The sequence below is a fragment of the Acetobacter papayae JCM 25143 genome (assembly GCF_000613285.1).
GTDB lineage: Bacteria > Pseudomonadota > Alphaproteobacteria > Acetobacterales > Acetobacteraceae > Acetobacter > Acetobacter papayae.
In genome coordinates, this window is record NZ_BAIN01000040.1 from 1 (window position 1) to 23,578 (window position 23,578).

Below are 23,578 nucleotides of genomic sequence, written 5' to 3' on the forward strand. Positions count from 1 at the left end.
CAGTGCCAGACGGGCCTGTGCCACGGTATCGGCTGCGCGCTGCACGGCTAGGCGGCGCGGGCATGCAGCAGGGCCAGCAGTTCGGTTTCGGCTTCACGCAGGGCGGCGGAGAGCGTGCGGTACTGCTCGGCCTCGCGCGACTGGTCGGCCAGTTCGCCCAGTCTTTCGCTCAGTTGCTTGCGGCGGTCTTCAGCACGGGTCAGGTTGCTTTCCGTGGCGCGCAGCTTGAGTTCGGCCTCGTGACGGCGGGCGTGCAGGCCGGTAATGCCTGCGGCTTCTTCCAGAATACCCCGCCGTTCTTCAGGGCGTGCGCCCACCAGCATGGCCACGCGGCCCTGACTGACCATAGCCGAGGAGCGTGCGCCCGAGGCCAGATCAGCAAAGAGGGTCTGCACATCACGCGCGCGGATGGAGCGGCCGTTGATCCGGTAGTCGCTGCCTGCACCCCGCTCGGCTCTGCGGCTGATCTGGAGTTCATCCAGTTCCGCAAAATTCTGCGGGCCGAAGCCCTTTGTGCCTTCGAGTGTAATGGTGACTTCGGCCAGTGTGCGGGCCGGGCGGGTGGCGGTGCCCGCAAAAATGAGATCGTCCATTTCGCCGCCACGCAGGGAGCGGGCAGAGGACTCGCCCATGACCCAGCGCAGGGCTTCCACCACGTTGGACTTACCACAGCCATTCGGCCCGACAATGCCTGTCAGGCCGGGCAGGATTTCCACGGTAACCGGGTCGGCAAAGCTTTTGAAACCAGCAATGCGGAGCCGGGCGAAACGGACAGTCATGATCGCGCTTTATTCAGCCTGAGGCTGGCGTGTCGTATTCAGCCAGCCTTGGCCAGATCCTTGACGAACTCGTCGTAGGAAATCGCGCTGGAGACCTGAAGCGTGTCGTTGAAACGGAAGGTGGGGGTGGAATCGATATTGTATTTGGTCTCTGCCTGATTCTGCCCGTCTAGAATGAACTGCATGAGCTTCTGGTCCGCTACCGTTTTGTCGAACACATCGCCCGGCATGCCCGCGAAAGCGGCCATTTTCTTCAGTTCCGTCATCGGGTTGGCTTCGCGGTCATAGGCCCAGCGGTCGAGGCTGGACAGCAGCGAGGAGCAGAAGGCTCGTAGCGGTCAACCGGCAGCGCACGAGCAACCATGGCGGCGATGGTGGCTGTCTGGTCGGTGGGGAAGTCATGGAACACGTAGCGGATCTTGCCCGTATCGATCAGGTTGGTTTTAACCTGAGGGAACGTGTTTTCAGCAAAATGAGCGCAGTGGATGCAGGTGAGGGAGAACCATTCCTCTACCACCACCTTGGCATTGGGGTTGCCTAGCTGGCGCGGGGCAAAGAGCGGATCGACCGATGCATCGGGTGTCTGGGCTGCCGCGAGAGTACGATTCCACACGGGTGCGGTGGAGAGGGCGGCCCCTGTGGCAACAAGAAAAGAGCGGCGTGAAAAAGACATGGAAACCAAGCCTTCCTGACTGGTGACAACCGAAGCAGACAGCCATGACGGCAGAAAAGCCACACGTCAACCATTGATCGTGCTTCGGAAGTGCCAGCCCGCGTTTAGTGCCGGGTCTCAGGTAGGGGAGACAGGGCTGGGCGGAGTGGTTTCTTCTGTCTGGGGTGTCAGGCGGCGCACCCGTACCCGGCGGATATGCCGGGCATCGGCATCGAGCACGCGAAAGAGAAAACCGTTTTCGTGCGTCAGCACTTCACCACGGGCGGGCACATGTCCCGCCATGCGGAACACCAGCCCGCCAATGGTCTCGATTTCGGCTTCCTTTTCCGCGTCTGTCAGAATGGAGCCGATATCGCGCTCGAATTCTTCCACCGGGCAGCGGGCATCCACATCGAAAGAGCCATCCTGACGGGGGGTGATCATGACGGCGGCAGGCTCGTCATGCTCGTCGGAAATATCGCCCACAATGGTTTCGATCAGGTCTTCAATCGTCACCAAACCGTCAATGCCGCCATATTCGTCAATAACAAGGGCCATGTGCGTCTGGCGCTGGCGCATCTGCAACAGCAGGTCCAGCACGGGCAGTTGCGGGGCAACAAACAGGGGCTGGCGCAGCAGGGCTTCAAGGCTGAACGCCTCGCTGGTGCCAACATAGGCGATCAGGTCCTTGACGTGGATCATGCCCACGATGTCATCAAGCTGATCGCGGTAGACAGGCATGCGCGAGTGGTTCTCGCGCCGCATCATGGCCAGTGCCTCGTCCAGACTGATCGAAACCGGCATGGCCACGATATCGGCACGCGGCACCATCACGTCATCGGCTGAAATATTGCGTAGCCGCAGCACATTGGCGATCAGCGCGCGTTCCTGTCGGTCCAGTTCGGGCTGCTCGCCGTTCTGGGCGCTGTCTGCCTCGTTGGCGGCCTGCTGCACCAGTGCGGCGATGGAGTTGCGCAGGTTGGAGGGCTGCTTGCGGCGGTGGAAAAAGGAAAAAAACTTCCGTCCCGCTGGCTCGCCCCGATCCGTGGCATTGCCCTCATACTCGCTCATGAGCGGGGTTTCCACGGGTTGGGCACCGACAGGCGTGACAGGATACGCGCCTCGCGCATTTCCATTTCCCGCGCGTCACCCGGATGATGGTGGTCATACCCGGCCAGATGCAGGCTGCCATGCACGACCAGATGTGCCAGATGATCGGCCACCGGCCGTCCTGCGCGGCGCGCCTCGCGCAAAACCGTTTCCAGCGCGAGGATGATGTCTCCCCCCTCGTAACCGGGGGGCGGGTCGAATGTCAGCACGTTGGTGGGCTTGTAGCGGCCACGGTGCCGCCCATTGAGCTCACGCACCTCGCGGTCTGTTGCCAGTACGACCGTGCCGGGCAGGCCACCCGCATCGGCGCAGGCGGCGAGAGCGCGCCACACAAGCTTTTCAGGCTCGCGGACATGGCAGCGCCACCGGCGATCACGCACCAGAATTTCTGGTGTGGCGGCAAATCCGTCGGACAATGTTTCTTCCCCCAGAAGGGAATCCGGGCGGGGCTGGTCGTTCCCGCATGCCATATCCATCTGGTGGATATGGCCCTGGCTACTTGGCGGTTCCATTTTTCTCCTGGCGACCCTTGTTGCGGGAAGGAGTCCTGCTGGTCGCCGCCTTTGCATCATAAGCTTCAATAATACGCGCGACCAGCTTGTGCCTGACGACATCGGTTGCGTCAAAACGTGTGATGGTAACGCCCTTGACGTTTTCGAGCGTCTCGACCGCATCATGCAGGCCGGATGTGGTGCCATCGGGCAGGTCGATCTGTGTCAGATCGCCCGTGACCACCATGCGCGACCCCGGGCCCAGACGGGTCAGGAACATTTTCATCTGCGCGATGGTGGTGTTCTGCGCTTCGTCCAGAATAATGAAGGCATGTGAGAGCGTGCGCCCGCGCATGAAGGCCAGAGGTGCGACTTCGATATCCCCCGAGGCCATGCGGCGCATGACCTGATCGCCCGGCAGCATGTCGTGCAGGGCATCGTAAAGCGGGCGCAGATAGGGGTCGATCTTGTCTTTCATGTCGCCGGGCAGGAAGCCAAGCCGCTCACCAGCTTCCACCGCCGGGCGGGAGAGGATGATACGGTCTATGGAGCCCGCCTGCAGCATGGCCACGGCCTGTGCCACGGCCAGATAGGTCTTGCCCGTTCCCGCCGGGCCGATGCCAAAAACGAGTTCCTTGCGGGCAAGGGCTTTCATGTAGATGGCCTGCCCCGGCGAGCGGGGTTCGATGGTGCCGTGCCGCATGCGAATCTGCGGCAGGTCGCCATCTTCGGGCAGGGTATCCGGTGCGCTGGTGCGCGCCAGAGGGGCGGGGGAGCGGCTCTCGTGTATACGGGACATACGGATGATGGCCTCCACGGTGCTGGTATCGATGGTCTCGCCTGCTGCCAGTTTCTGGTACAGCGCGCTCAGGGCCTGCCGCGCGAGGCCGGTATGGGCGGGCACCCCCCGGATCGAAATCCGGTTGCCGCGCCGCGCCACTTCCACATCCAGTCCTTCCTCCAGACAACGCAGGTGCCGGTCATGGTCGCCTACAAGGCGGGCCAGCAGGGCGTTGTTGTCGAACTGAAGGGTGACAGGCTGTTCGCCTATCGCGGGAAGGGGTGCCTCCGGTACGGAGTGCGGCGCGTGCGATTGGCTCAAGCGTATTCCTTTTCTTCTTCCACAATGCCGCCAAGGGAGTTGGTCAGGCGTTCGGTAATGCGCACCATGATCTCCTGACCGATCAGTGAGGGGCTACCCTGCACATGAACTGGCTGGAGCCAGGGCGAGCGTCCTGCGATCTGGCCGGGCTTGCGGCCCGTGCCGGTAAACAGCACAGGCATGCTCTGGCCAACCATCGTCTGGTTGAAGGCGTCCTGCTGCTGGCGCAAAAGCTGCTGGAGGGCCTGCAGGCGGCTGTCCTTCACATCCTCGGGCACCTGCATGCCTGCACCGGCCGCGGGCGTGCCGGGACGGGGGGAGTATTTGAAGGAATAGGCCAGCGCAAACCCCGTATCGCGCACCAGTTCCATGGTGGCTTCGAAATCGGCATCGCTCTCACCCGGATGCCCGACAATAAAGTCCGAAGACAGGGCGAGGTCTGGCCGGGCTTCGCGCAGGCGGCGCACGAGGTCGCGGTATTCATCTGCCGTGTGGCCACGGTTCATGGCGCGCAGAATCCGGTCCGACCCGGACTGCACGGGCAGGTGCAGGAAGGGCATGAGCTGCGGCAGGTCCCGATGTGCCGCAATCAGGGCGTCATCCATATCGCGCGGGTGCGAGGTGGTGTAGCGGATGCGCACAAGGCCGGGGATTTCAGCCAGCACATAGGCCAGCCGTGCCAGCCCCCAGATGGTACCATCCGGGCCTTCGCCATGATAGGCGTTGACGTTCTGGCCCAGCAGGCTGATCTCGCGCACGCCGGATGCCACCATCCGCCGGGCTTCCGCCAGCACGGACGCCACGGGGCGGCTGCTTTCCGCGCCGCGTGTATAGGGCACCACACAGAAAGAGCAGAACTTGTCGCAGCCTTCCTGAATGGTCAGGAAGGCGGTGAGGTTGCCGGGGGTCTGCGGGGCTTCGCTTTCGGGCAGGAAGTCGAATTTCTGTTCCGCCGGAAACTCGGTTTCGATCACTCGGCCGCCTGCGCGTGCGGCGCGGGCCACCATTTCTGGCAGGCGGTGATAGGTCTGCGGCCCCAATACGATATCGACATAGGGCGCGCGGGCGAGAATTTCCTCACCTTCCGCCTGCGCCACGCAGCCAGCCACGGCAATAATGGTGCTATGCCCGGCTTCCTTGCGGGCTTCCTTGACCAGACGCAGGCGCCCGAGTTCGGAAAACACCTTTTCCGCAGCTCTGTCGCGGATATGGCAGGTGTTGAGGATGATCATGTCCGCCTGATCGGCGGCATCCACCGGGGCGTATCCCAGCGGGCGCAGCACGTCGCCCATGCGCGCACTGTCGTACACGTTCATCTGGCACCCCCATGTAATGACATGCAGGCCGCGTGCCGGATGTGCGTTTACGGGGTGTGCGGTCATGATGGCAGGCGCTCCACTGTGCCGCAGGCCCATTCCGTGCGGCAGGGGGACGGAATCGACCGAGTGGCGTCGCAGGTCAAGCGTCTTTTCTCACGTGTGGCGCTGTTGCGTGACCATGCGAAAGAAAAAGGAGCAGTGCGATGCCTGACAGGGCGTGGCCTCCATACTTTCGTGCAAGACCCGGAGTGCCTGATGCGATCCGGCTTTACCTGCGTATTGAAGCAAAAAAGGAGGCCAGCCTGTCAAGTACGGCTTTTGTTTTTCTTACATGCGCTGGCAGAAAAGCGGCAGGTAGGGTTGCGGGGTCGAACCGGCCGGGCAGCACGCGGGGTGGGTTGTGCTGGCGCAGGGTGGCCGCCCCTTCGGCCACGGCCTTCCATGTCGCCTGTGCCAGAGCCTTTCTGCTTGGGAAAAGATCGGGGTCGAGCGGTTCATGGAGCACGACCGTGGCGCGGCCATGCCGCCATTGCAGAAGCTGCCAGACGTGTGGCCCCAGATCCATATCGCCGTACCACGAAAAAACCGGGCGGCGGAAACGGCACAGCGGCAGGCCATCCAACTGGTCATAAACAAGGGAGATCGGCTGGATCAGCGGGGTCATGCTGGAGTCGTCGGGAGTATTAAGCTCGACCGCATCCTTGGCGCGGAGCTTCGGGGCTTTGGCGATGGCAAAAAAAGCGACATGAACGGCAGCACCCGGGAGCCGTCGGAGGACGTGCCTCGGGAAAGAGAACCAGATTGTCCCCACCGTTCATGCGCGAGATCATCTCATCGCGCTCACGCCCCGTGGTGTTGCGCTGGCGACTGACGAAAATCGTGCGCCCGATCTTGGAGATAAGCCCCATGACCGGCCATTTTTCGATATCGCCCTTGGCCACGAATACGGAGGGCAGCAGCGTGCCAAGAATGGTACATCCAGCCAGGACATGTGGTTGGCGATATAAATCACCGGGCGCTCGCCCCGCTTGCGTGCCGCAGGGCCGCCAACAGTGCCAGCCCGCTGGCCGATTACACGGATGCGCAGGCCCAGTATCTTGCACAGCACCCCCCAGATCACGCGCGTCCAGCGGATTTTTGCCGTGCCGGGCACGGGCAGCAGGCAGGCCTCAAACCCAACGGAGAGCGGCACCCATACAACCAGTGCGCCCAGCCGTAGGCCAGCACGTACCTGCGCTATCCACCGTCTAAGGGCGTTTGCGGGTGCGGGCAGAATGCCGGATAGATCGGAAGCATGGGGCTGGTCGGAAGAAGAGCAGGCCGGGGCGCGTGAGTGGTCAGGCTGGGTTCTGATCATGGTCCTGCTTTTGCCAGACACGTGCCTGCCGGGCAAAGGACGCGAACGGTCATCCGGTGAAAACACGCAAACATGCCCTCCCATACCGCGAACCGGGGGCGGTGGACAATCCGTCTCGTATTGCCACAGAAGAGACAGTGAATGTTCAGGGGCGTATTTTTGTCATGGTGTGGCGCTAAGGAGCGCGTTACCCTTATGAAACTATGGAGCGAACTGGCGGTTTAGGGCATGTAAGGAGACATGCAGGTTCGAGATTGCAGATGATTGACAGAGTGTGGTGACGGGGCGGGGCAAGGCTATTTACGGGCGGTTTAAGATCAGGGGGAATCGCGTTCTGGCAGGGATGATCCTGTGGGGCGTGCTGGCAACGGGAGCGAACGCCGCTGATCCGCAGCCTTATGTTACCGACCTTGTTAGTACGGGGCAGGGAGATCTGGATACGGCGCTCAAGGCGTCGTCCGATCTGCTGGCCCTACAGTCCACGCAGGCGGTAGGGCCGTTTGCGCTCGCTGGCCGCGTGCGTGATGAATATGACCGCTTGCGTACGGCTCTGGAAAGCTGCGGCTATTACGATGGCACTGTGCATATTGTTCTGTCGCGCCCGAAAGCGGGCGGGCAGGCAACGCCAACTCCTGCACAACCCACAGCACCCGGCGCACAGGCGGATGACGATGCCGCCGTGCTGAACAGCCCCTCCATTAATGGCAAGTCGCAGGACCTGGCGAACTGGATCGCCAATGTACCCAAGGGTGAAAAAATTGAGGCGCGGGTGAGTGTGGACACAGGCCCACTCTATCATTTGGGCCTTATTACCCTGAAGGACGACAAGACCGGGCAGCCACCAAAGCTCACCCCTGCACAGATGAAGGCGCTGGGCCTTGTTACCGGACAACCCGCCATAGCCCAGACCGTGCTGGGCGGGGGCGGACAACTGCTCGACGCCCTGCGCGAAAGTGGGCATGCGCTGGCACGGGTGGAAAAACCCACGGCCTATCTTCGCCCCGAAACCCGCACGCTTGATATTGTCTATCCCGTTACACCCGGGCCCATGCTCAATATCGGCAATATCTCGCTTGATGGGTTGCAGAAAGTGCATCCGTCCTTCATCCGGCGGCGGCTGACCGTGCAGGAAGGGCAATTATACCAGCCTTCTAAAATAGAAGAGGCCCGCCAGAACCTGACAGATCTGGGTGTGTTTTCCAGCGTGGGCGTGAAGGATGGGTCTTCTACGGCGGTAGACGGTACCATGCCGCTGGATTTTTCCTTCCGCGAAGGTAAGCGCCACGCGGTTGGGGCAGAGGCAGGTTATTCAACCGACCTCGGCGCGCGGGCCGGTGTGAACTGGACCCATTTCAACCTGCTGGGTAATGCCGAACGCCTGCGGCTTGTAGCGTTGGTAACAGGGCTTGGCGGCTCCGCGCAGCAGGGGCTGGGCTACGATGTCTATGCCGACTTCTCGAAACCCGATTTTCTTCAGCGCAACCAGAACCTGAGTGCGCGTATTGAAGCTTGCGTCAGCTTTTCTGGTCATACCGGCAGACAGCCCTGCTGGTACGCGGGGGTGTGGCCCGCCCGCTTGCGCGCAACTGGAACGGTAATTTCGGGCTAGCGGCGGAGCAGGAATCCATCGAGCAGTTTGGCGTGACCCGCGATTACACCATCCTGTCCGTGCCGGTTTCCACTACGTTTGATAACACAGGGTGGGTAACCCGATTGAGCCTGCAACCCATGGCATGCGGCTCAGTCTGGGGGTTACGCCTTCGCTCTCACTGGGCACGAAAGGCGAGGGTACGTCGTTTTTTGCGGTCATGAACGCATCGGCCTCCACCTATTTCGATCTGACCCATCTGGGCATCAGTCGGCCGGGGCGTAGTATTCTGGCTTTCAGGGGCACCATTGGCAGTATTCAGGGTGCCAGCACCTGGAACATCCCGCCTGACCAGCGCATGTACGCCGGGGGCAGTGCTACGGTGCGTGGCTATCGCTGGCAGGGGGTCGGCCCACAATATGGCAATACCCGCTATGCCATCGGCGGCACGTCCATTGATGCAGGGTCGGTCGAATACCGGCAGCGGATTTTGCACAGTTTCGGCATGGCGCTTTTTGCCGATGCCGGTCAGGTGGGTGAAAGCTCCATGCCGTTTGATGGCACGCTGCGTGTCGGCACCGGTGCGGGCGTGCGGTACTATACGCCTATCGGCCTGTGCGGCTGGATGTGGCGGTGCCTGTGAACCGCGCGCCGCAGGGCGATAAATGGGATCTGTATATCGGGCTGGGGGAAGCGTTCTGATGACCGGGCAGGAACAGGCTACCCCTCCTACCAACCCCAACCCGCCTTCCGCGCCGGACAAGCCACCACGCGCCCTGTGGCGGCGTGTGGGGCGTATTGTTCTGGCAGTTTTTGGCGGGCTTGTCGGTCTTGTGCTGCTGGTTGTGGCGGGGCTGCTCATCTGGGCCAATACCGGCGCGGGCCGGGCGGTGCTGCTACGCCAGACCGAGGCGCTGACAGGCGGCATGGTGCGCGTTGCCGGTATTTCTGGGCGTTTTCCTGATAATTTCCGCCTGCAAAGTCTTGAAGTGCGCGATGCGACAGGCCCATGGCTGACCCTGCGCGACCTGCATCTGGACTGGTCGGTGCTGGCGCTGCTGGGGCGGACGGCGCGCGTTAACGCGTTTACAGCGGATACGCTCGATCTGACGCGCCTGCCGGTTTCGGAAGAGAGCAAGAGCGAACCGGAAACCGGCACACCCTCATGGCATGCGCTGGGGGTCGATATTCGCAAGCTGTCGGTCAGGCAGATCACGCTTGGGGCGCCAGTCATGGGGCAGGCGGCCCAATTGAGCCTGTCCGGGCATGGGCGTCTGGGTGCGCTGGGGGTTGTGGTCGGTAATTTCAGCCTGACCAAAATTCCCGGTGTTGATATCGGTCTGGACCTCAAGCGGCTTGACCGTGCGGGTATGCTTTCACTTGCCACCACGGCGGGGCGCGGCAGGCTGGAACTGCACCTGAAGGCGCAGGATGGAGTGGATGGTTTTCTGGCCACCCGTCTGGATATGGCGCAGCTTGCCCCTGTTGCGTTGCAGATGGACCTTGCCGGGCCGGTTGCTGCAGCGGTGCTGCATGTGAGCGCACAGGCGGGCAGCACAACCGCCCAGACAGATGGTGTGCTTGATCTGGTAGACGGGCGCATGAACCGGCTGGATGCGCAGGCTCACGCGCCCGCTCTTACCCTATCCGATACGCTGGGCTGGAAAGACATAGCGTTTTCGGCCCATCTCAGCGGGATGATGAGCGCACCGCTTGGCAATGCTGAACTGAGCGTGGACAGGTTGGTGGCTGCCGGGAGTAGCATTGGCACCTTACAGGCGCATTTTACGGGAGAAGGCACGGCAGCGCAGGCTCTGGCGCAGGCTTTACACCTGAGCGTAAAGGCCGATGGCGTGACCGTGCCCGGCAAGGCCCCGCTCGTTCTGGCCGCCGCCCCGCTGGAACTCGATGCCCGGCTGTTGCCTCAGGCTGAGGGCAAACCCCTGAGCCTGAGCCTGAACCACCCGCTGCTGGAACTGGCAGCGCAGGCACGCACAGCCGCTCCGCAGACAGCAGCGCTTACACTCAAACTGCCTGATCTGCTGCCCTTGGGCGAGGCGCTGGGTATTGCCCTCAGGGGTAAGGCCGGGCTGGAGGCCCATGTGGCCCGCCCCGCGAAGGCGGATGGTGCAACACAGGTTACGGCCTCCGGCACGCTGGGTATTGCCGGGGGGCAACCGCAACTGGCTGGGCTGATCGGGCCGGATGGTCAGTTTGCCCTTGCGGCGGATATCACGCCGTTGCCCGCGCAAAAAAAACCACAGCCCCTGCCAGCCAGCCAACGGATAGAATTACAAAGCCTGACGCTGGACGGGCGCGGACTGCACCTGAAAACGCAGGGCCGGATGGATACCGGGCGGGATATGGATGTATCGGCCTCGGTCGGGCTGCCAGACCTGTCGATGGCGCTGCCCTTCCTGCGCGGTGGACTAGATGTGGGGCTGACAGCGCAGGGACCGCTGAAGGATTTTGCGGCCCATGTGCATGTACAGGGCAACCCCGGCACGGCGGAAATGACCCCAGCCCCGATGGTGCTGGATGCAGCGCTGCGCGATCTGCCGGGTGTGCCGCAAGGCACGGTGGACCTGCATGGAACCATGGATCATGCGCCCCTGACCTTCGGGCTGACCATGGACCAGCAGGAGGACGGTGCGCACCGTTTCAACCTGACCGCGCTTTCATGGAAAAGCCTGCAAGGTGAGGGTGAACTGAGCCTGAAACCGGGCGAGGTGATTCCCATGGGGTCACTTGGTCTCAAGATAACCAAACTGGCCGATTTGCGCCCGGCTATAGGCAAGCCGCTGGCGGGTAACCTGACAGCCAGCCTCAGCACCGACAGAACGGGCGATGTGCCGGTGGTTCATGCCCGGCTGGATGGGCGCGCCAGTCTGGCCGATATGCGGCTGGACAGCCTTGCCTCAAGGGGGATGTGCGCGACCCGGCAGGCAAACCGGCTGTTGACCTGTCGCTCAAGCTTGGCGGCATAGCAGCGCAGGGCATTACGGGCAGTGCGCATCTGGGCGCGCGTGGGCCGCTGGATGCCATGGTGCTGGATGCCGGTGTGGGCCCTGCCAGTTGGGGGGGCAAACCCCTGTCTCTGGCTACTGAGGCTCTGCTGGATGTGCCGGATCAGAAGGTGACACTCAGGCGGCTGAACGCCACCGCCAGAGGCGAAAACCTGAAGCTGCAGGGGCCTGCGGTGCTGACCTATGGTGCAACCATGGGGGTTGATCACCTGCGCGCCACGCTCGGGGCTGTAACGGGGGGTGAAAATGCGGTGCTGGATATCAAAGGGCATATCAAACCCACGCTGACCCTGAATGCTGACCTACGGAATCTGACACCCGCGCTGGCGGAGCCGTTCTCGCCGGGGTTGAGGGCACAGGGTGTGGTCTCGGCCTCCGCAGCCTTACGGGCACACTGGCTCAGCCGCATGGTCAGGTTAACCTGACCGGCAATGGCCTGCGCATGGGGGGTAGTCTGGCTGTGGCCTCGGTGCCACCTCTGGGGCTGACCCTGAATGCGACCCTGAATGGTAATACCGCCTCGGTGCGCGGGCATGCCCATGCGGGTAGCAAGTTTGACCTGAGCACCACAGGCACGGTGCCCCTGCATGGGCGCTCGGGGCTTGATGTGATGGCCGATGGTGCGCTGGACCTGAGCTTGGCCAATGGTGTGCTGGGCGCGCAGGGGCGGCAGGCCTTGGGACAGGCGCGCATGGGGCTGCGCTTGCAGGGTAGTCTGGCAACCCCGCGTGTGAGCGGTGCCGTAACGCTGGAGAAGGCGGATTTTCAGGATTTCGCCGCCGGGGTGCATCTGTCGGATATTAACGGGCGTCTGGTTGGTAACGAAGGGCGGTTGGTTATCCAGTCCCTCACGGCCAAAGCGGGGTCTGGCACGGTGGAGGCCAGCGGGGCCATAGGCATTGCGGAACCCGGCCTGCCTATAGACATGAAACTGATGGCCCGTAATGCACGCCCCATAGCCAGTGACCTGCTGACCGCCGTGCTTGATGCCGATCTGAGCGTGCGCGGGCAGGCGCGGGGCCGTATGGATGTGGTGGGTAGCGTGACCCTCAAGGATGTTGAAGTGAACATCCCCAACTCCCTGCCAACCTCTGTTGCGCGGCTTGATGTAATCCGGCCGGGGGAAAAGCCCGAGCAGGAGGAAGAAGCTCGGGCCGCCAGCGTGCATAAAACCGTGATAGCGCTGTCGCTCGATTTGATCTCACCGGGGCGTTTTTTCGTGCGTGGCCACGGGCTGGATGCGGAAATGGCGGGCCGTCTGAAAATCACCGGCACGGCACAGGCCCCGCAGGTAGGTGGGGGCTTTACCCTCAAGCGGGGTAACTTCAATCTGGCGGGTATTTCGCTCAACTTCACCAAGGGGCGGGTGGCGTTCAACGGGAGTGGGGTTGGCCACAAGCTTGACCCAACGCTCGATTTTCAGGCGGATCGTGTCGTCAATGGCGAAACGGCCATGCTCAAGGTGGGGGGATATGCCAGTTCGCCCAAGATCACCTTCGAATCCCTACCGCCGCAGCCACAGGACCAGGTTCTGGCCATGCTGCTGTTCGGCACGGACGCACGCTCCCTGTCATCGACCCAGATGGTGGAACTCGGTGCGGCGGTGGCCACACTGACCGGGTTGACCCCTTTCGACCCCATGGGAACGCTCCGCAAGACCCTGCATCTGGACAGGCTGACCATTGGCGGGGGCAATGGTTCCAACGCTAATGGCAGCGGTGGCGGTGCCAGTGTGGAAGCCGGCAAATATGTCATGAAAGGGGTTTACGTGGGGGCTAAGCAGGCCACATCGGGCTCCGGCACACAGGCACAGGTTCAGGTGGACCTGACCAAGAGCCTCAAGCTCAATACCACCGTCGGCACTGGCGGTAACGTGACCGGCTTTACCACCCCGGAAAACGATCCCGGCAGCAGCGTGGGTATTCTTTGGCAGCACCGCTACTGATTGTAGCGGCGCTTAGCGCCTGAGGCTGAAGGAAAAGACCCGCCCTGTCAGGGGGCCGCTAGATCCATGACAACCGGCACATGATCCGAAGGGGAATTCCAGTCACGCATATCGCGTAATACGCGCATGGCGGAGAGTTCGGGCACAAGGTCAGGTGTGACCCAGATATGGTCGAGCCTGCGGCCCCGATCCGATTTTTTCCAGTCGCGGTTGCGGTAGGACCACCACGTATAGAGCTTTTCCTCAGGCGGGACAAAGTGGCGCATGGCGTCCACAAACGCCGTCTGGCGCCAGCTTTCCAGGCCTGCGGTTTCCACAGGCGTATGGCTGACGATCTTCAGCAGTTGCTTGTGGCTCCACACGTCATGTTCCAGCGGAGCGATATTGAGATCGCCCACCAGAATGGTGCGGTTGTTCTCACGCTGGGCAAACCACCGTGTTGCCTCTTCCACAAATGCCAGCTTATGGGCGAATTTGGGGTTGATGGCGGGGTCGGGTTCATCACCCCCGGCGGGTACATAGAAATCATGCAACTCTACGCTGCCCTGCGGGCCATGCACGCGGGCTGCGATATGGCGGCAGTCTTCCTTTTCATACCACACCGGCAGGTTGTTCAGAGGCTCAAGCGGGTGGCGCGAGAGAATGGCCACGCCGTTATAACCCTTCATACCCTGATAGTGCAGGTGCTCGAAACCCAGCGCGCGCAGGGCCTCGGCGGGAAAAAGAGGGTCCGGCACCTTGGTTTCCTGCAGGCAGACCACATCGGGGGCGATGTCGGCTACCAGCTTTTCCAGCAGGGGCAGGCGCAGGCGGAGGGAGTTGATGTTCCAGGTGACAAGTCGCATGGCTGGGGCATGGCGTATTGTGGCGTGCGGAGCAAGAAAAAAGCAGCGTGACTAGGGGGCGATTATGCGTGCGGCCTCTTGCAATTCCGGCCGGTGAGGCCATTCTCATGAGCATGACCGCACACGACACACAGCCTTCGCCCGCGCCGGAAATCTGGGCGCTGCATCGTTCCATTCTGACGCTGGACAGCCACATAGACATTCCATGGCCCGACCGTGACGATGCGTTTGATGATACGCCAGACCGGCATGTGGACCTGCCCAAAATGCAGCGCGGCGGCATGTCGGCGGGCTGTTTCGTAGCCTATATCGGGCAGGGGCCTGTCACGGCGGAAGCCCATGCACAGGCCGGACAGCAATGTCTGGACATGCTCGATACCATCAACCGCATGCAGGGCAGCCGCAATGGTGTCACGGCTCGCCGGTGCGATACGGCGGCCGAGATTCGCGCAGCCCATGCCCAAGGGGTGATTGCCGTCGTGGCGGCGGTGGAAAACGGCTACAGCATGGGCGAAGATACGGCGTTGCTGGAGCAGTTCCGCCAGCGCGGGGCGCGCTATGTCACCCTGACGCATAACGGCCATAATGCTCTGGCGGATGCGGCTATCCATCGGCCTAGTCTGGGTGATACGCCCCAGCGGCATGGTGGGCTGTCGGCTCTGGGGCGCGAGACTATCGGTGTCATGAACCGGCTTGGGCTGGTGGTGGATGTCTCGCATGCCTCTCGCCAGACCATGATGCAGGCGGTTGAAGTCTCGGCCACGCCGATCGTGGCCAGCCATTCCTGCGTGCGCAGCCTGTGCGACCACCCGCGCAACCTTGATGACGGGCAGCTAGATGCGCTGGGCGCGAGCGGTGGTGTTATCCAGATTACCGCCATGCCTGCGTTTTTGCGCCCCAAACCCGAGGAGGGACGACGTACGGCGGGTGTTGCCGATTTTGTCGACCATATCGATTACGTGGTGCGGCGGCTGGGTGTCGAGCATGTGGGTATTTCTTCCGATTTCGACGGCGGCGGTGCCCTGTCGGACTGGCGCGACGCCACACAGGGCGTACTGCTGACGGAAGAACTGCACCGGCGCGGTTATGACCGGAGCGAAATCGCGGCGTTCTGGGGCGGCAATTTCCTGCGCCTGCTGGAACAGGCCGAGCAGGCGGCGGTGGAACAAAGGGTGATTATGGAAGGTGTGGGGGAGGCATAAAAATTGTCCACTTCTCTCTTGACAGCCTCTATTTTAAACAAATTCTCCGAACTGCATGGTGTGGTAAGAAAGGCTTTTTTGATAAAAACCTTCTGAATCAAACGCTTGTTGTTCATGCTTAAAAAATGGGCATTCTGATGGAAAGGCCGAAAATCTGCGGCTTGCAGTCTGTCCGGCCCATCTGTTCCACAGAGTTATCCACAAAAACGGTGGATGAAAATTGCCGCCTCAAAAGAGCGCCTTATGACAGCACAGAAAACCGAAAATGGTGCCTCTGAAACCCCCAGCGTGTCCGATACCCAGCCGGGGGGCAGCGGCCCGCAAAGCGGGAATGAGATACAGGAGCAGCCAGAGGGCTTGAAAGGAGTCGAGGCCATACGCCACGCCCTGCGCACCATGCCGTATGCGCCGGGTGTCTACCGCATGCTGGGCGCGCGGGGCGAGGTGCTGTACGTGGGCAAGGCCTTGTCGCTACGCAAACGGGTGACATCGTACACCCATGTGGCGCGCCTGCCTGAGCGGCTGCGCAGAATGGTGTCGGAAACGGTTACGATGGAAATCGTCACCACCCATACCGAGGCCGAAGCCCTGCTGCTTGAGGCCAATTACATCAAGCGCATGAAGCCGCGCTTCAACATCCTGCTGCGGGACGACAAAAGCTACCCGTGGCTGATGCTGACGGATGAACATCCATTTCCGCAAATTGCCAAGCACCGGGGCAAGGCCGTCAAAGGGGCGTCGCTCTGGGGGCCATTTGCCTCCGCATGGGCGGTTAACCAGACCCTGAATCTGATCCAGCGGGTGTTTCTGCTCCGCTCCTGCACCGATGCGGTGTTCAACAGCCGGAGCAGGCCGTGCCTGCTGTACCAGATCAAGCGTTGCTCCGCCCCTTGCGTGGACCGGATAGCACCACAGGACTACGCGCTGCTTGTGGAGCAGGCGCGTGATTTCCTGTCCGGCAAGGACGGTGCTGCGTGAAACGCTGGGGCATGAAATGAACAAAGCCGCCGAAGCCCTTGATTTTGAAAGAGCTGCCTTACTGCGTGACCGTATTCGCGCTCTGGCGCAAATGCAGGAGTCCAGCACCATCAATCCCGCCTCCTTGCCTGAGGCGGATGTGCTGGGGTTGTGGCAGGAAGGCGGGCAGACCTGTATTCAGGTGTTTTTCATTCGTGGTGGACGTAACAACGGTAGTCGCTCGTTCTTTCCTGCCCATACGCAGGATGAGGCTGCGGGCGATATTCTGAGTGCCTTCATCGCCCAGTTTTATGACGACAAACCCTGTCCGGCCCGCATACTGGTCAATGCCGATCTGCCCGAGCAGGCCCTTCTGGCCGAGGCGCTGTCCCTGCGTCGTGGCCGCAAGGTGGAGATAACCTGCCCGCAGCGCGGTGAAAAAAAGCAGGTGCTGGATCATGCCGTCACCAATGCCCGCGATGCGCTCAAACGCAGGCTGGCGGAAACAGCCGGGCAGGCCCGTCTGCTGGAAGGCGTTGCAACCCTGTTCGGGCTGGATGCGCCCCCCGGCCGGATCGAGGTTTACGATAACAGCCATATTCAGGGCGCTCATGCCTATGGGGTCATGATTGTGGGCGGGCCGGAGGGGTTTGACCGCAAGGCTTACCGCAAGTTCCGTATCCGTGGCCCGGTCACACCGGGCGATGATTTTGGCATGATGCGTGAGGTGCTGGAGCGTCGCTTTGGCCGGGCACTCAAAGAGGCCGAGGCCGGGGATACGAGCAACTGGCCCGATGTGCTGCTGATCGACGGCGGTGCCGGGCAGTATTCCGCCGTGCGTGCGGTGCTGGATGAACTGGGCGTTACGGGGGTGAAGCTGGTTGGTATTGCCAAGGGACCGGACCGCGATGCCGGGCGCGAGTGGTTTTACACGGGCGATGGCGCGCCCTTCCAGCTCGATGCGCGCGACCCAGTGCTGTACTATCTCCAGCGCCTGCGTGATGAGGCGCACCGTTTCGCCATCACCACCCATAGGGCGGGGCGTTCCAAAACGCTGGTAACGTCGGAACTGGACGATATTCCGGGTATAGGCCCAGCACGCAAAAAAATGTTGCTCAATACATTTGGCTCAGCGCGAACCGTGCGGCAGGCGGGCCTTGCGGAACTTGAAGCCGCACCGGGCATTAACCGCGAAATGGCGCGTGTCATTTACGGACATTTCCACCCGGACTGGCAGCCCGGCTAGGTAACGGTCTGATCAAAAAAAACGGCTTGAGCCAATTGGGAGGCTGGCAGGCATTCCAGCAGGGGCCGAAATACGCTAACATCCGTTTCGATGCTGACAGATCTGCCCAATGTCCTGACGCTTTCGCGTATCGCGGCCATCCCGGTTGTGGTGTGGCTGGCCGCGTGGGGTACGCCTGATGCCAATGCGGCTGCGTGCGTTCTGTTCATTCTCGCAGGGATTACCGATTATTTTGATGGCAAGCTCGCGCGCTCACGCCATCAGTTGTCGGATTTTGGCCGCATGTTCGATTCCATTGCGGACAAGCTACTGGTCGGTGCGTGCCTGATGGTGCTGGCCGGGTATATGCGGCTGCCCTATTTCAGCCTGTGGCCCGCCATTGTTATTCTGTGCCGCGAAATTCTGGTGTCCGGCATGCGCGAATATCTGGCCGAGCGGCGGGCGAGCCTGCCGGTTACGCGGCTGGCCAAGTGGAAAACCGGCTTCCAGATGACCGCTATCGGCTTTCTTCTTGCCGGGGACGGCACCGGGCAGGTGCTTGGCGTGCCGTGGCTGCCGGTTTCCTTTATCGGGGCGGCCCTCTTGTGGATTGCGGCTGTGCTGACCCTGATTACCGGCTGGGATTATCTGACAACCGGCCTGAGGCATGTCGAGCGCTGAGCGCGCACAATGCTGCTCTGCCGCCATGTGCCTGTATGGGATTTTTCTGCCGTATTTCATGATGGTGGGCGGAAAGGCGCATTAATGCCGGGCCTGTCTGTTCCAATATGCTGGCTACGGGGCTGCGTGTGCGGCTTTGTCCTGCTGTTGGGTGGCTGCGCCCTGAAAGTGCCTCCGCCCACGGGCGCACAGGCGGCACTTGTAAGGCTGGATACCGAATCCCGTCGGCATATCCGTCATGACGATATCATGCGCAGGGATACCGAGCGTTCTGCCCCCATGAAGCTGGATGTTTCCGCGGTAAGGCCACTGCTGGACGAAGCATCGGTTCTGCCGAGCGACCAAGCAGCGCGGGCGGAGCGGAGCAATGCGGCCTCTTTAGCCCCGGAGGCAGTGCTGCCAGACGGGCAGGAACTCCATATCGATGACCGGCATCAGGGAATGGAAGATGGAGCGCCCCATGCAACAGGCAGTATGGGGAAAGCTGGCGGAATGGGTGCGACCTCTATAGATATTCCCAACGCCGATGGCAGCATCACCCATGTAGAGCCGGACGGCACGGTGCGGACGGAAAAGCTGGTCTCGCGGCCAAGGTCTCGCGCTGGTGCGGGGCGTGGCGGCTGACGGCACGGTGGATGGCATTGCAGGGGGCTGGGCATGGTAGACGTTAAAGGGAGTGCAAAAACCGGCATGACAGTTACGGTTTTGTATTTTGCCGCCTTGCGTGAGCGGATCGGGCGCGAGACGCAGGAACTGGCCATTCCGCCCGAAGGTCTGGTGGTATCGGCCCTGCTGGCGCGGCTGGGTGCAGCGGATGCGCGGGCTGCTTCGGCACTGGCGGAGGAACCCCGGCTGCGTGTGGCGGTCAACCACGCTTTGTGCACGATGGATGATCTGGTGCGCCCGGGTGATGAAGTTGCGGTTTTCCCGCCCATGACTGGTGGCTGAACCGATGCCAAAGGCTCAGGCGGTACATGTGGCGGTGCAGGAAGCACCGTTTGATGTGGCAGAGGAAATGGAGCGCCTGTCAGCCCTGTCCATGCTGGCAGGTGGGGTCAGCCTGTTTATCGGGCAGGTGCGTGGGGGCGATGGGCTGATCAGCCTTACGCTGGAACATTATCCGGGCATGACGGAAAAAGTCATGCAGGCTCTGGCGGGTGAGGCCATGGAGCGTTTTGACCTGCTTGGCTGCACACTGATCCATCGGGTCGGGCGGCTGGAGGTAGGCCAGCAGATCGTGTTTGTGGGGGCCTGTGCGGCCCATCGCGGCACAGCCCTGTCGGCTACCAGTTTCCTGATAGACCGGCTGAAGACAGGGGCACCCTTCTGGAAGAAGGAAGAATACGCGGGCGGCAGCACGACATGGGTGCAGGCCCGCGCGGAAGATGACGCCGCCGCCAGTGCTTGGGATTCCCCCTGAAGCACTGCGGGGCCGGGAAGGTTTTTAGTCCCCCAGAACCGTGCGGATTGTGCGTGTAAGGTGCCGCAGTTCGTCTTCACTGATGGTGAAGGCGGGGGTGAGATAGACGATATTGCGGAACGGTCGCACCCATGCTCCATGGGCGATAAAGGTCTGGCGCAGGCTGTCAGGGTTGGTAATGCGCTCCAGTTCCACCACGCCAATGGCCCCGAGCGTGCGGACATCGCGCACGCCGGGCAGGTGGCGACAGGCTTCCAGTTCTTCGGTCAGAATGGCATTGATGCCCGCAACCTGTTCAAGCCGGGGCTCGCTCTCGAACAGGTCGAGCGAGGCATTGGCGCAGGCGCAGGCTAGCGGGTTGGCCATAAAGGTCGGGCCGTGCATGAGCGCGTGTTCGGGGTTGTCTGACAGGAAAGCCTCGAACACATGATGCCGCGCAATGGTGGCGGCCAGCGCCATGGTGCCGCCTGTCAGCGCTTTTGAAAGTGTGATGATGTCAGGCACAATCCCCGCCTGCTGGCAGGCGAACAGGCTGCCCGTGCGGCCGAATCCGGTAAAAATTTCATCAAGAATCAGCAGGACATCGTAGCGGTCGGCTGCTGCACGCAGGGTCTGCAAGACATGCGGGGGGTGGAACAGCATGCCCCCAGCACCCTGCACCAGAGGCTCGACGATAATGGCTGCGAGTTCATGGGCATGCTGTTCCAGCAGGCTGTAAAAACGTGCAGTGCTGGCTTCATCCACCGGCAGGGGGGCGATGACATGCTGCGCCAGTGCCGCGCCATAGAGGTGGTGCATGCCTTCCTCGGGGTCACAGATTGCCATGGTGGCCAGCGTGTCCCCATGGTAGCCGCCCTGAAACGCCAGCATTTTCGTGCGGGTCTGCTCGCCCCGGTTCAGCCTGTACTGGATGGCCATTTTCATGGCCACCTCAACCGCTACCGAGCCGGAATCGGTAAAGAAAACCCGTTCGAGGTCACCCGGCAGCAGGCGCATAGGCGGCTGGCGAGGCGCAGGGCGGGTTCATGCACCATGCCGCCGAACATGACATGGGGCATGCGCGCAAGTTGTTCGGCGGCTGCTGCATGAATATGCGGGTGGTTGTAGCCGTGGCACGCTGTCCACCAAGCGGCCACGCCATCGACCAGCGTGCGGCCATCCGCCAGCGTTATGCGGCTACCCTGTGTGGCAACGCAGGGCAGGGGCGGCGGGGCGGTCTGCATCTGGCTGTAGGGTAGCCAGATATGGGGCAGGCCCTGCTCGTACCATGCGGGGGCCGGTGTCAGGGGGGCATGGGCCGCGTGAGCGTTGGAAGAAGCGGTATTCATGCGCGTGTCCTTGCTGGAAGATTGACCGAAGGCGCGCGCTCCGGCACCAAGTCGTGTCATGATGCGGTTTGATGATCTGTTTCTTAAAGGGCTGGATACTCTCGCCGGGCAGGGCCGTCTACGGTCGTGCCGGGACTGGCGTGCCGAGGGGGGTGCGTTCCTGCGGCAGGGTGCCGATGGTGCGAGCGCGGTGGATTTTTCCTCCAACGACTATCTGGGCCTGCGCACGCACCCTCTGCTGGCTGAACGCGGGGCGGAGTGGGGGCGGCTTTTTGGTAGCGGCAGCGGGGCATCGCGGCTGGTTACAGGCTCCATGCCCGCCACCCGTGGGCTGGAAAACAGGCTGGCAGCGCTCAAGGGCATGCAGGCTGCGCGTATTTTTTCTTCCGGCTGGCAGGCTAACGCATCCATAGTGCCTGCTCTTGCCAGCTTGTCGCGGCAGGTGACGGGGGCTCCGGCCACGGTTCTGGCAGACAGGCTCATGCATGCCAGCCTGTATCAGGGCTGTGCGGCTGCGGGTATCAGGCCGGTCAGGTTCCGTCATAACGATATGGAGCATCTGCGCGCCGTGCTGGAACAGGCCGAAGGGCCGGGCCTGCGGCTGATCCTGACGGAAAGCGTGTTCAGCATGGATGGCGACCGTGCCGATCTGGAAACGCTGCATGCCCTTGCCCGCCAGTATAATGCGTTCCTGTGTGTGGATGAGGCGCATGCCACGGGTATTCTGGGGGCACAGGGCAAGGGGCTTGTGGCCGGGCGGGCAGATCTGGTCGTGGGCACTTTCAGCAAGGGGCTGGGCAGTATGGGGGCGTTTGTAGCGGCCTCGGATGCTGTGTGCCGCTGGCTGGAAAACGCGGCCTCGGGGTTTGTGTTTTCCACTGCACCGTCACCTCTGGTGCTGGGGGCGGTGGATGCAGCGCTGGACCTACTGCCGGGCATGGACAACTCCCGTGCTCATGTGGCTGAACTGGCAGACCTGTTTCGCCAGCGCATGACCGAACAGGGGCTGGATGTCGGCCCGTCTTCCACGCAGATCGTGCCGGTTATTGTCGGGCGCGAACAGGATGCCCTGGCTCTTGCCCGTGCGGTCGAACAGGCTGGTTTTCTGGCTGTAGCCATTCGCCCGCCCACGGTGCCGCCGGGTGCCTGTCGCCTGCGCGTGGTGCTGCATGCTCACCATACCCATGAGCAGGTGGAAGCGCTGGCTACAGCCATTATACAAGCCAGCCGGAGCCTGCCTCATGACTGACCCCCGTGTGGTGCTGGTTCATGGCTGGGGTTTTGGACCTGCGTTCTGGGCCCCGCTGCGCGAAAGGCTGGGTTGGTCCGATGTCGTCGTGGCCGATTTAGGCTTTTTCGGCGGCGGGCAGGGGGTAGACCCGACATCGCTGGCGGCGTTCTGTCAGGCGGGTGGGCCTGTGCTGGCCGTAGGACATTCACTGGGCTTTTTGTGGCTGGCCAGTCAGGTGAGCTTACCGGAAGGCAGCTTTCTGGCCGGGATCAATGCTTTTGGGTGCTTTGCAGCACGGCCTGATTTTTCCGCCGGTGTGGCACCGCGCGTGCTGGGGCGTATGATACAGGGGCTGGACAGGGCTCCCCTGACCGTTGTGAACGATTTTCGCGCGCGTTGTGGCGCTGCGCCTCTAGCCGAGGAAATGGCGCTGGATGTGCCTGCTCTCACCGCAGGGCTGGCTCTTTTGCGCGAGGGCGATGCCCGCACCTCGCTGGCAGGTATGCAGGGGCGTGTGGCCGTGCTGGCCGGGCAGGAAGACCCTATCGTGCCTCAGGCCATGACCGTGGCGTCCCTACCGCCAACGCTTGATCCCCTCTGGGCAAAAAAAGGGGGGCACCTGCTGCCACAGACCGACCCGGACACCTGCGCTGCTTTTGTGGAGCGGTGCCGCCAGACAATGCGGGAGATGCCGTTATGACCGGTTCCTTGACAGGAGAAATACCGCAGCCCGCTACGCTACGGCAGGCGCATATCCGCGACCGTTTTGATGGCGCGCAGGGTTATGACGGGGCTGCAACACTCCAGCGGGTGGCGGCGCGCACTCTGGCGGGCGATCTGGCGCACGCTATGACCGAGCGGGCGCATACACCTTTGCGCGTGCTGGAAATTGGCTGTGGAACCGGCTTTTTGAGTGCGCAGCTCTGTGGCCTGTGGCCGCAGGCCCATATTCTGGCGACGGATTATGCCCCGCAGATGCTTGAGCGTGTCAGGGCCCGGCTGGGCGCGCGCGTGGATGTCCGGCTGATGGACGCCGCCAGGCCGGATATCGGCGGCCCGTTTGATGTCATTTGCGGCAATCTGGTGCTGCAATGGCTGGATAACCCGGCTGAAGCCCTGAACCGGCTGGCGGGCCTGTTGGCACCCGGTGGCGTGCTGGCGGTTTCGACCCTGCGTGCGGGCACGTTTGCCGAGTGGCAGACAGCCTGTGAGCAGGAAGGGCAGAGGCCCGCAACGCCTGCTTACCCGGATATGGTGGCATTGGCCCGTTGGGTGCCGTATCCTTGTCAGGGCGCATGGCGGGCTGAGCGCTGTGTGCAG

16 protein-coding genes and 6 pseudogenes are annotated in these 23,578 nt (G+C 62.3%); 13 read left to right on the top strand and 9 right to left on the bottom strand.

Going from position 1 to position 23,578, the window contains the following annotated elements; all coding sequences use genetic code 11:
- The 7 genes and pseudogenes from JCM25143_RS10015 to JCM25143_RS18620 all read right to left on the bottom strand — a co-directional run.
- Positions 1 to 779 (bottom strand): annotated as a pseudogene (locus JCM25143_RS10015) (AAA family ATPase); the annotation flags it as partial.
- Positions 780 to 817: 38 nt separating this feature from the next.
- Positions 818 to 1,452 (bottom strand): annotated as a pseudogene (locus tag JCM25143_RS25410) (thioredoxin domain-containing protein).
- A 117-nt stretch (positions 1,453 to 1,569) separates the two neighbouring features.
- Entirely contained in the window at positions 1,570 to 2,502 is a 933-nt protein-coding gene (locus JCM25143_RS10025; protein WP_025861035.1) for a hemolysin family protein, read from the bottom strand.
- The gene (gene ybeY / locus JCM25143_RS10030) at positions 2,499 to 3,053 is read right to left on the bottom strand and encodes an rRNA maturation RNase YbeY (protein ID WP_025861036.1); all 555 of its coding nucleotides are present in this window, start codon (positions 3,051 to 3,053) and stop codon (positions 2,499 to 2,501) included. Before ybeY ends, JCM25143_RS10025 begins: the two co-directional genes overlap by 4 nt.
- Positions 3,037 to 4,134: a PhoH family protein gene (locus JCM25143_RS10035; RefSeq protein ID WP_025861037.1), complete on the bottom strand. Its 1,098-nt coding sequence runs from the start codon at positions 4,132 to 4,134 to the stop codon at positions 3,037 to 3,039. Before JCM25143_RS10035 ends, ybeY begins: the two co-directional genes overlap by 17 nt.
- Positions 4,131 to 5,549, bottom strand: coding sequence for a tRNA (N6-isopentenyl adenosine(37)-C2)-methylthiotransferase MiaB (gene miaB / locus JCM25143_RS10040; RefSeq protein WP_025861038.1), 1,419 nt, complete (start codon positions 5,547 to 5,549; stop codon positions 4,131 to 4,133). The genes JCM25143_RS10035 and miaB overlap by 4 nt, the downstream gene beginning before the upstream one ends.
- A 172-nt stretch (positions 5,550 to 5,721) precedes the next feature.
- Positions 5,722 to 6,810 (bottom strand): annotated as a pseudogene (locus JCM25143_RS18620) (lysophospholipid acyltransferase family protein).
- Positions 6,811 to 7,153: 343 nt separating this feature from the next.
- On the opposite strand from JCM25143_RS18620, the pseudogene JCM25143_RS18625 reads away from it, so the two are divergent.
- The 4 genes and pseudogenes from JCM25143_RS18625 to JCM25143_RS24010 all read left to right on the top strand — a co-directional run bounded on the left by JCM25143_RS18625 (position 7,154) and on the right by JCM25143_RS24010 (position 13,369).
- A pseudogene (locus JCM25143_RS18625) lies at positions 7,154 to 9,100 on the top strand (autotransporter assembly complex protein TamA).
- On the top strand, positions 9,100 to 11,385 hold the full coding sequence (locus tag JCM25143_RS24000; RefSeq protein WP_234395168.1) for a translocation/assembly module TamB domain-containing protein: 2,286 nt from the start codon (positions 9,100 to 9,102) through the stop codon (positions 11,383 to 11,385). Before JCM25143_RS18625 ends, JCM25143_RS24000 begins: the two are co-directional and overlap by 1 nt.
- Complete coding sequence (locus tag JCM25143_RS24005; protein WP_234395169.1) at positions 11,328 to 11,849, top strand: hypothetical protein; 522 nt, start codon at positions 11,328 to 11,330, stop codon at positions 11,847 to 11,849. Before JCM25143_RS24000 ends, JCM25143_RS24005 begins: the two co-directional genes overlap by 58 nt.
- A 17-nt stretch (positions 11,850 to 11,866) precedes the next feature.
- Positions 11,867 to 13,369, top strand: coding sequence for a translocation/assembly module TamB domain-containing protein (locus JCM25143_RS24010; RefSeq protein ID WP_234395170.1), 1,503 nt, complete (start codon positions 11,867 to 11,869; stop codon positions 13,367 to 13,369).
- A gap of 47 nt (positions 13,370 to 13,416) precedes the next feature.
- Here JCM25143_RS24010 and JCM25143_RS10065 read toward each other — a convergent pair whose 3' ends face one another.
- Positions 13,417 to 14,214, bottom strand: a complete 798-nt coding sequence (locus JCM25143_RS10065; protein WP_035370948.1) for an exodeoxyribonuclease III — start codon at positions 14,212 to 14,214, stop codon at positions 13,417 to 13,419.
- A 113-nt stretch (positions 14,215 to 14,327) separates the two neighbouring features.
- On the opposite strand from JCM25143_RS10065, the gene JCM25143_RS10070 reads away from it, so the two are divergent.
- The 6 genes and pseudogenes from JCM25143_RS10070 to JCM25143_RS10095 all read left to right on the top strand — a co-directional run bounded on the left by JCM25143_RS10070 (position 14,328) and on the right by JCM25143_RS10095 (position 19,699).
- Positions 14,328 to 15,416, top strand: coding sequence for a dipeptidase (locus tag JCM25143_RS10070; RefSeq protein WP_025861040.1), 1,089 nt, complete (start codon positions 14,328 to 14,330; stop codon positions 15,414 to 15,416).
- Between the two features lie 243 nt (positions 15,417 to 15,659).
- Positions 15,660 to 17,619, top strand: a pseudogene (uvrC, locus tag JCM25143_RS18635) (excinuclease ABC subunit UvrC).
- A gap of 90 nt (positions 17,620 to 17,709) precedes the next feature.
- Positions 17,710 to 18,279, top strand: a complete 570-nt coding sequence (pgsA, locus tag JCM25143_RS10080; protein WP_025861041.1) for a CDP-diacylglycerol--glycerol-3-phosphate 3-phosphatidyltransferase — start codon at positions 17,710 to 17,712, stop codon at positions 18,277 to 18,279.
- A gap of 9 nt (positions 18,280 to 18,288) precedes the next feature.
- Positions 18,289 to 18,903, top strand: a complete 615-nt coding sequence (locus tag JCM25143_RS10085; protein ID WP_025861043.1) for a hypothetical protein — start codon at positions 18,289 to 18,291, stop codon at positions 18,901 to 18,903.
- A 33-nt stretch (positions 18,904 to 18,936) separates the two neighbouring features.
- A complete protein-coding gene (locus JCM25143_RS10090; RefSeq protein WP_051543207.1) occupies positions 18,937 to 19,227 on the top strand; it encodes a MoaD/ThiS family protein in 291 nt (96 codons plus the stop codon).
- Between the two features lie 4 nt (positions 19,228 to 19,231).
- Positions 19,232 to 19,699 carry a molybdenum cofactor biosynthesis protein MoaE gene (locus JCM25143_RS10095; protein ID WP_035370954.1) on the top strand — a complete coding sequence of 156 codons (468 nt, stop codon included), beginning with the start codon at positions 19,232 to 19,234 and terminating at the stop codon, positions 19,697 to 19,699.
- Positions 19,700 to 19,723: 24 nt separating this feature from the next.
- Here JCM25143_RS10095 and JCM25143_RS18640 read toward each other — a convergent pair.
- A pseudogene (locus JCM25143_RS18640) lies at positions 19,724 to 21,027 on the bottom strand (adenosylmethionine--8-amino-7-oxononanoate transaminase).
- A gap of 58 nt (positions 21,028 to 21,085) precedes the next feature.
- Between JCM25143_RS18640 and JCM25143_RS10105 the strand changes: the two are divergent.
- From JCM25143_RS10105 to JCM25143_RS10115, 3 genes are all read left to right on the top strand, one after another.
- Positions 21,086 to 22,276, top strand: coding sequence for an aminotransferase class I/II-fold pyridoxal phosphate-dependent enzyme (locus tag JCM25143_RS10105; protein ID WP_025861046.1), 1,191 nt, complete (start codon positions 21,086 to 21,088; stop codon positions 22,274 to 22,276).
- Positions 22,269 to 22,958 carry an alpha/beta fold hydrolase gene (locus JCM25143_RS10110; RefSeq protein WP_025861047.1) on the top strand — a complete coding sequence of 230 codons (690 nt, stop codon included), beginning with the start codon at positions 22,269 to 22,271 and terminating at the stop codon, positions 22,956 to 22,958. The genes JCM25143_RS10105 and JCM25143_RS10110 overlap by 8 nt, the downstream gene beginning before the upstream one ends.
- On the top strand, positions 22,955 to 23,578 hold a 624-nt coding region (locus JCM25143_RS10115; protein WP_025861048.1), incomplete at its 3' end, for a methyltransferase. The genes JCM25143_RS10110 and JCM25143_RS10115, both read left to right, overlap by 4 nt.

Coding starts and splice junctions, on each gene's coding strand:
- JCM25143_RS10025 (WP_025861035.1), bottom strand. CDS start 2,502: ATGAGCGAGTATGAGGGCAATGCCACGGATCGGGGCGAGCCAGCGGGA.
- ybeY (WP_025861036.1), bottom strand. CDS start 3,053: ATGGAACCGCCAAGTAGCCAGGGCCATATCCACCAGATGGATATGGCA.
- miaB (WP_025861038.1), bottom strand. CDS start 5,549: ATGGGCCTGCGGCACAGTGGAGCGCCTGCCATCATGACCGCACACCCC.
- JCM25143_RS24000 (WP_234395168.1), top strand. CDS start 9,100: ATGACCGGGCAGGAACAGGCTACCCCTCCTACCAACCCCAACCCGCCT.
- JCM25143_RS24010 (WP_234395170.1), top strand. CDS start 11,867: ATGGGGGGTAGTCTGGCTGTGGCCTCGGTGCCACCTCTGGGGCTGACC.
- JCM25143_RS10065 (WP_035370948.1), bottom strand. CDS start 14,214: ATGCGACTTGTCACCTGGAACATCAACTCCCTCCGCCTGCGCCTGCCC.
- JCM25143_RS10070 (WP_025861040.1), top strand. CDS start 14,328: ATGACCGCACACGACACACAGCCTTCGCCCGCGCCGGAAATCTGGGCG.
- pgsA (WP_025861041.1), top strand. CDS start 17,710: ATGCTGACAGATCTGCCCAATGTCCTGACGCTTTCGCGTATCGCGGCC.
- JCM25143_RS10085 (WP_025861043.1), top strand. CDS start 18,289: ATGCTGCTCTGCCGCCATGTGCCTGTATGGGATTTTTCTGCCGTATTT.
- JCM25143_RS10090 (WP_051543207.1), top strand. CDS start 18,937: ATGGTAGACGTTAAAGGGAGTGCAAAAACCGGCATGACAGTTACGGTT.
- JCM25143_RS10095 (WP_035370954.1), top strand. CDS start 19,232: ATGCCAAAGGCTCAGGCGGTACATGTGGCGGTGCAGGAAGCACCGTTT.
- JCM25143_RS10105 (WP_025861046.1), top strand. CDS start 21,086: ATGATGCGGTTTGATGATCTGTTTCTTAAAGGGCTGGATACTCTCGCC.
- JCM25143_RS10110 (WP_025861047.1), top strand. CDS start 22,269: ATGACTGACCCCCGTGTGGTGCTGGTTCATGGCTGGGGTTTTGGACCT.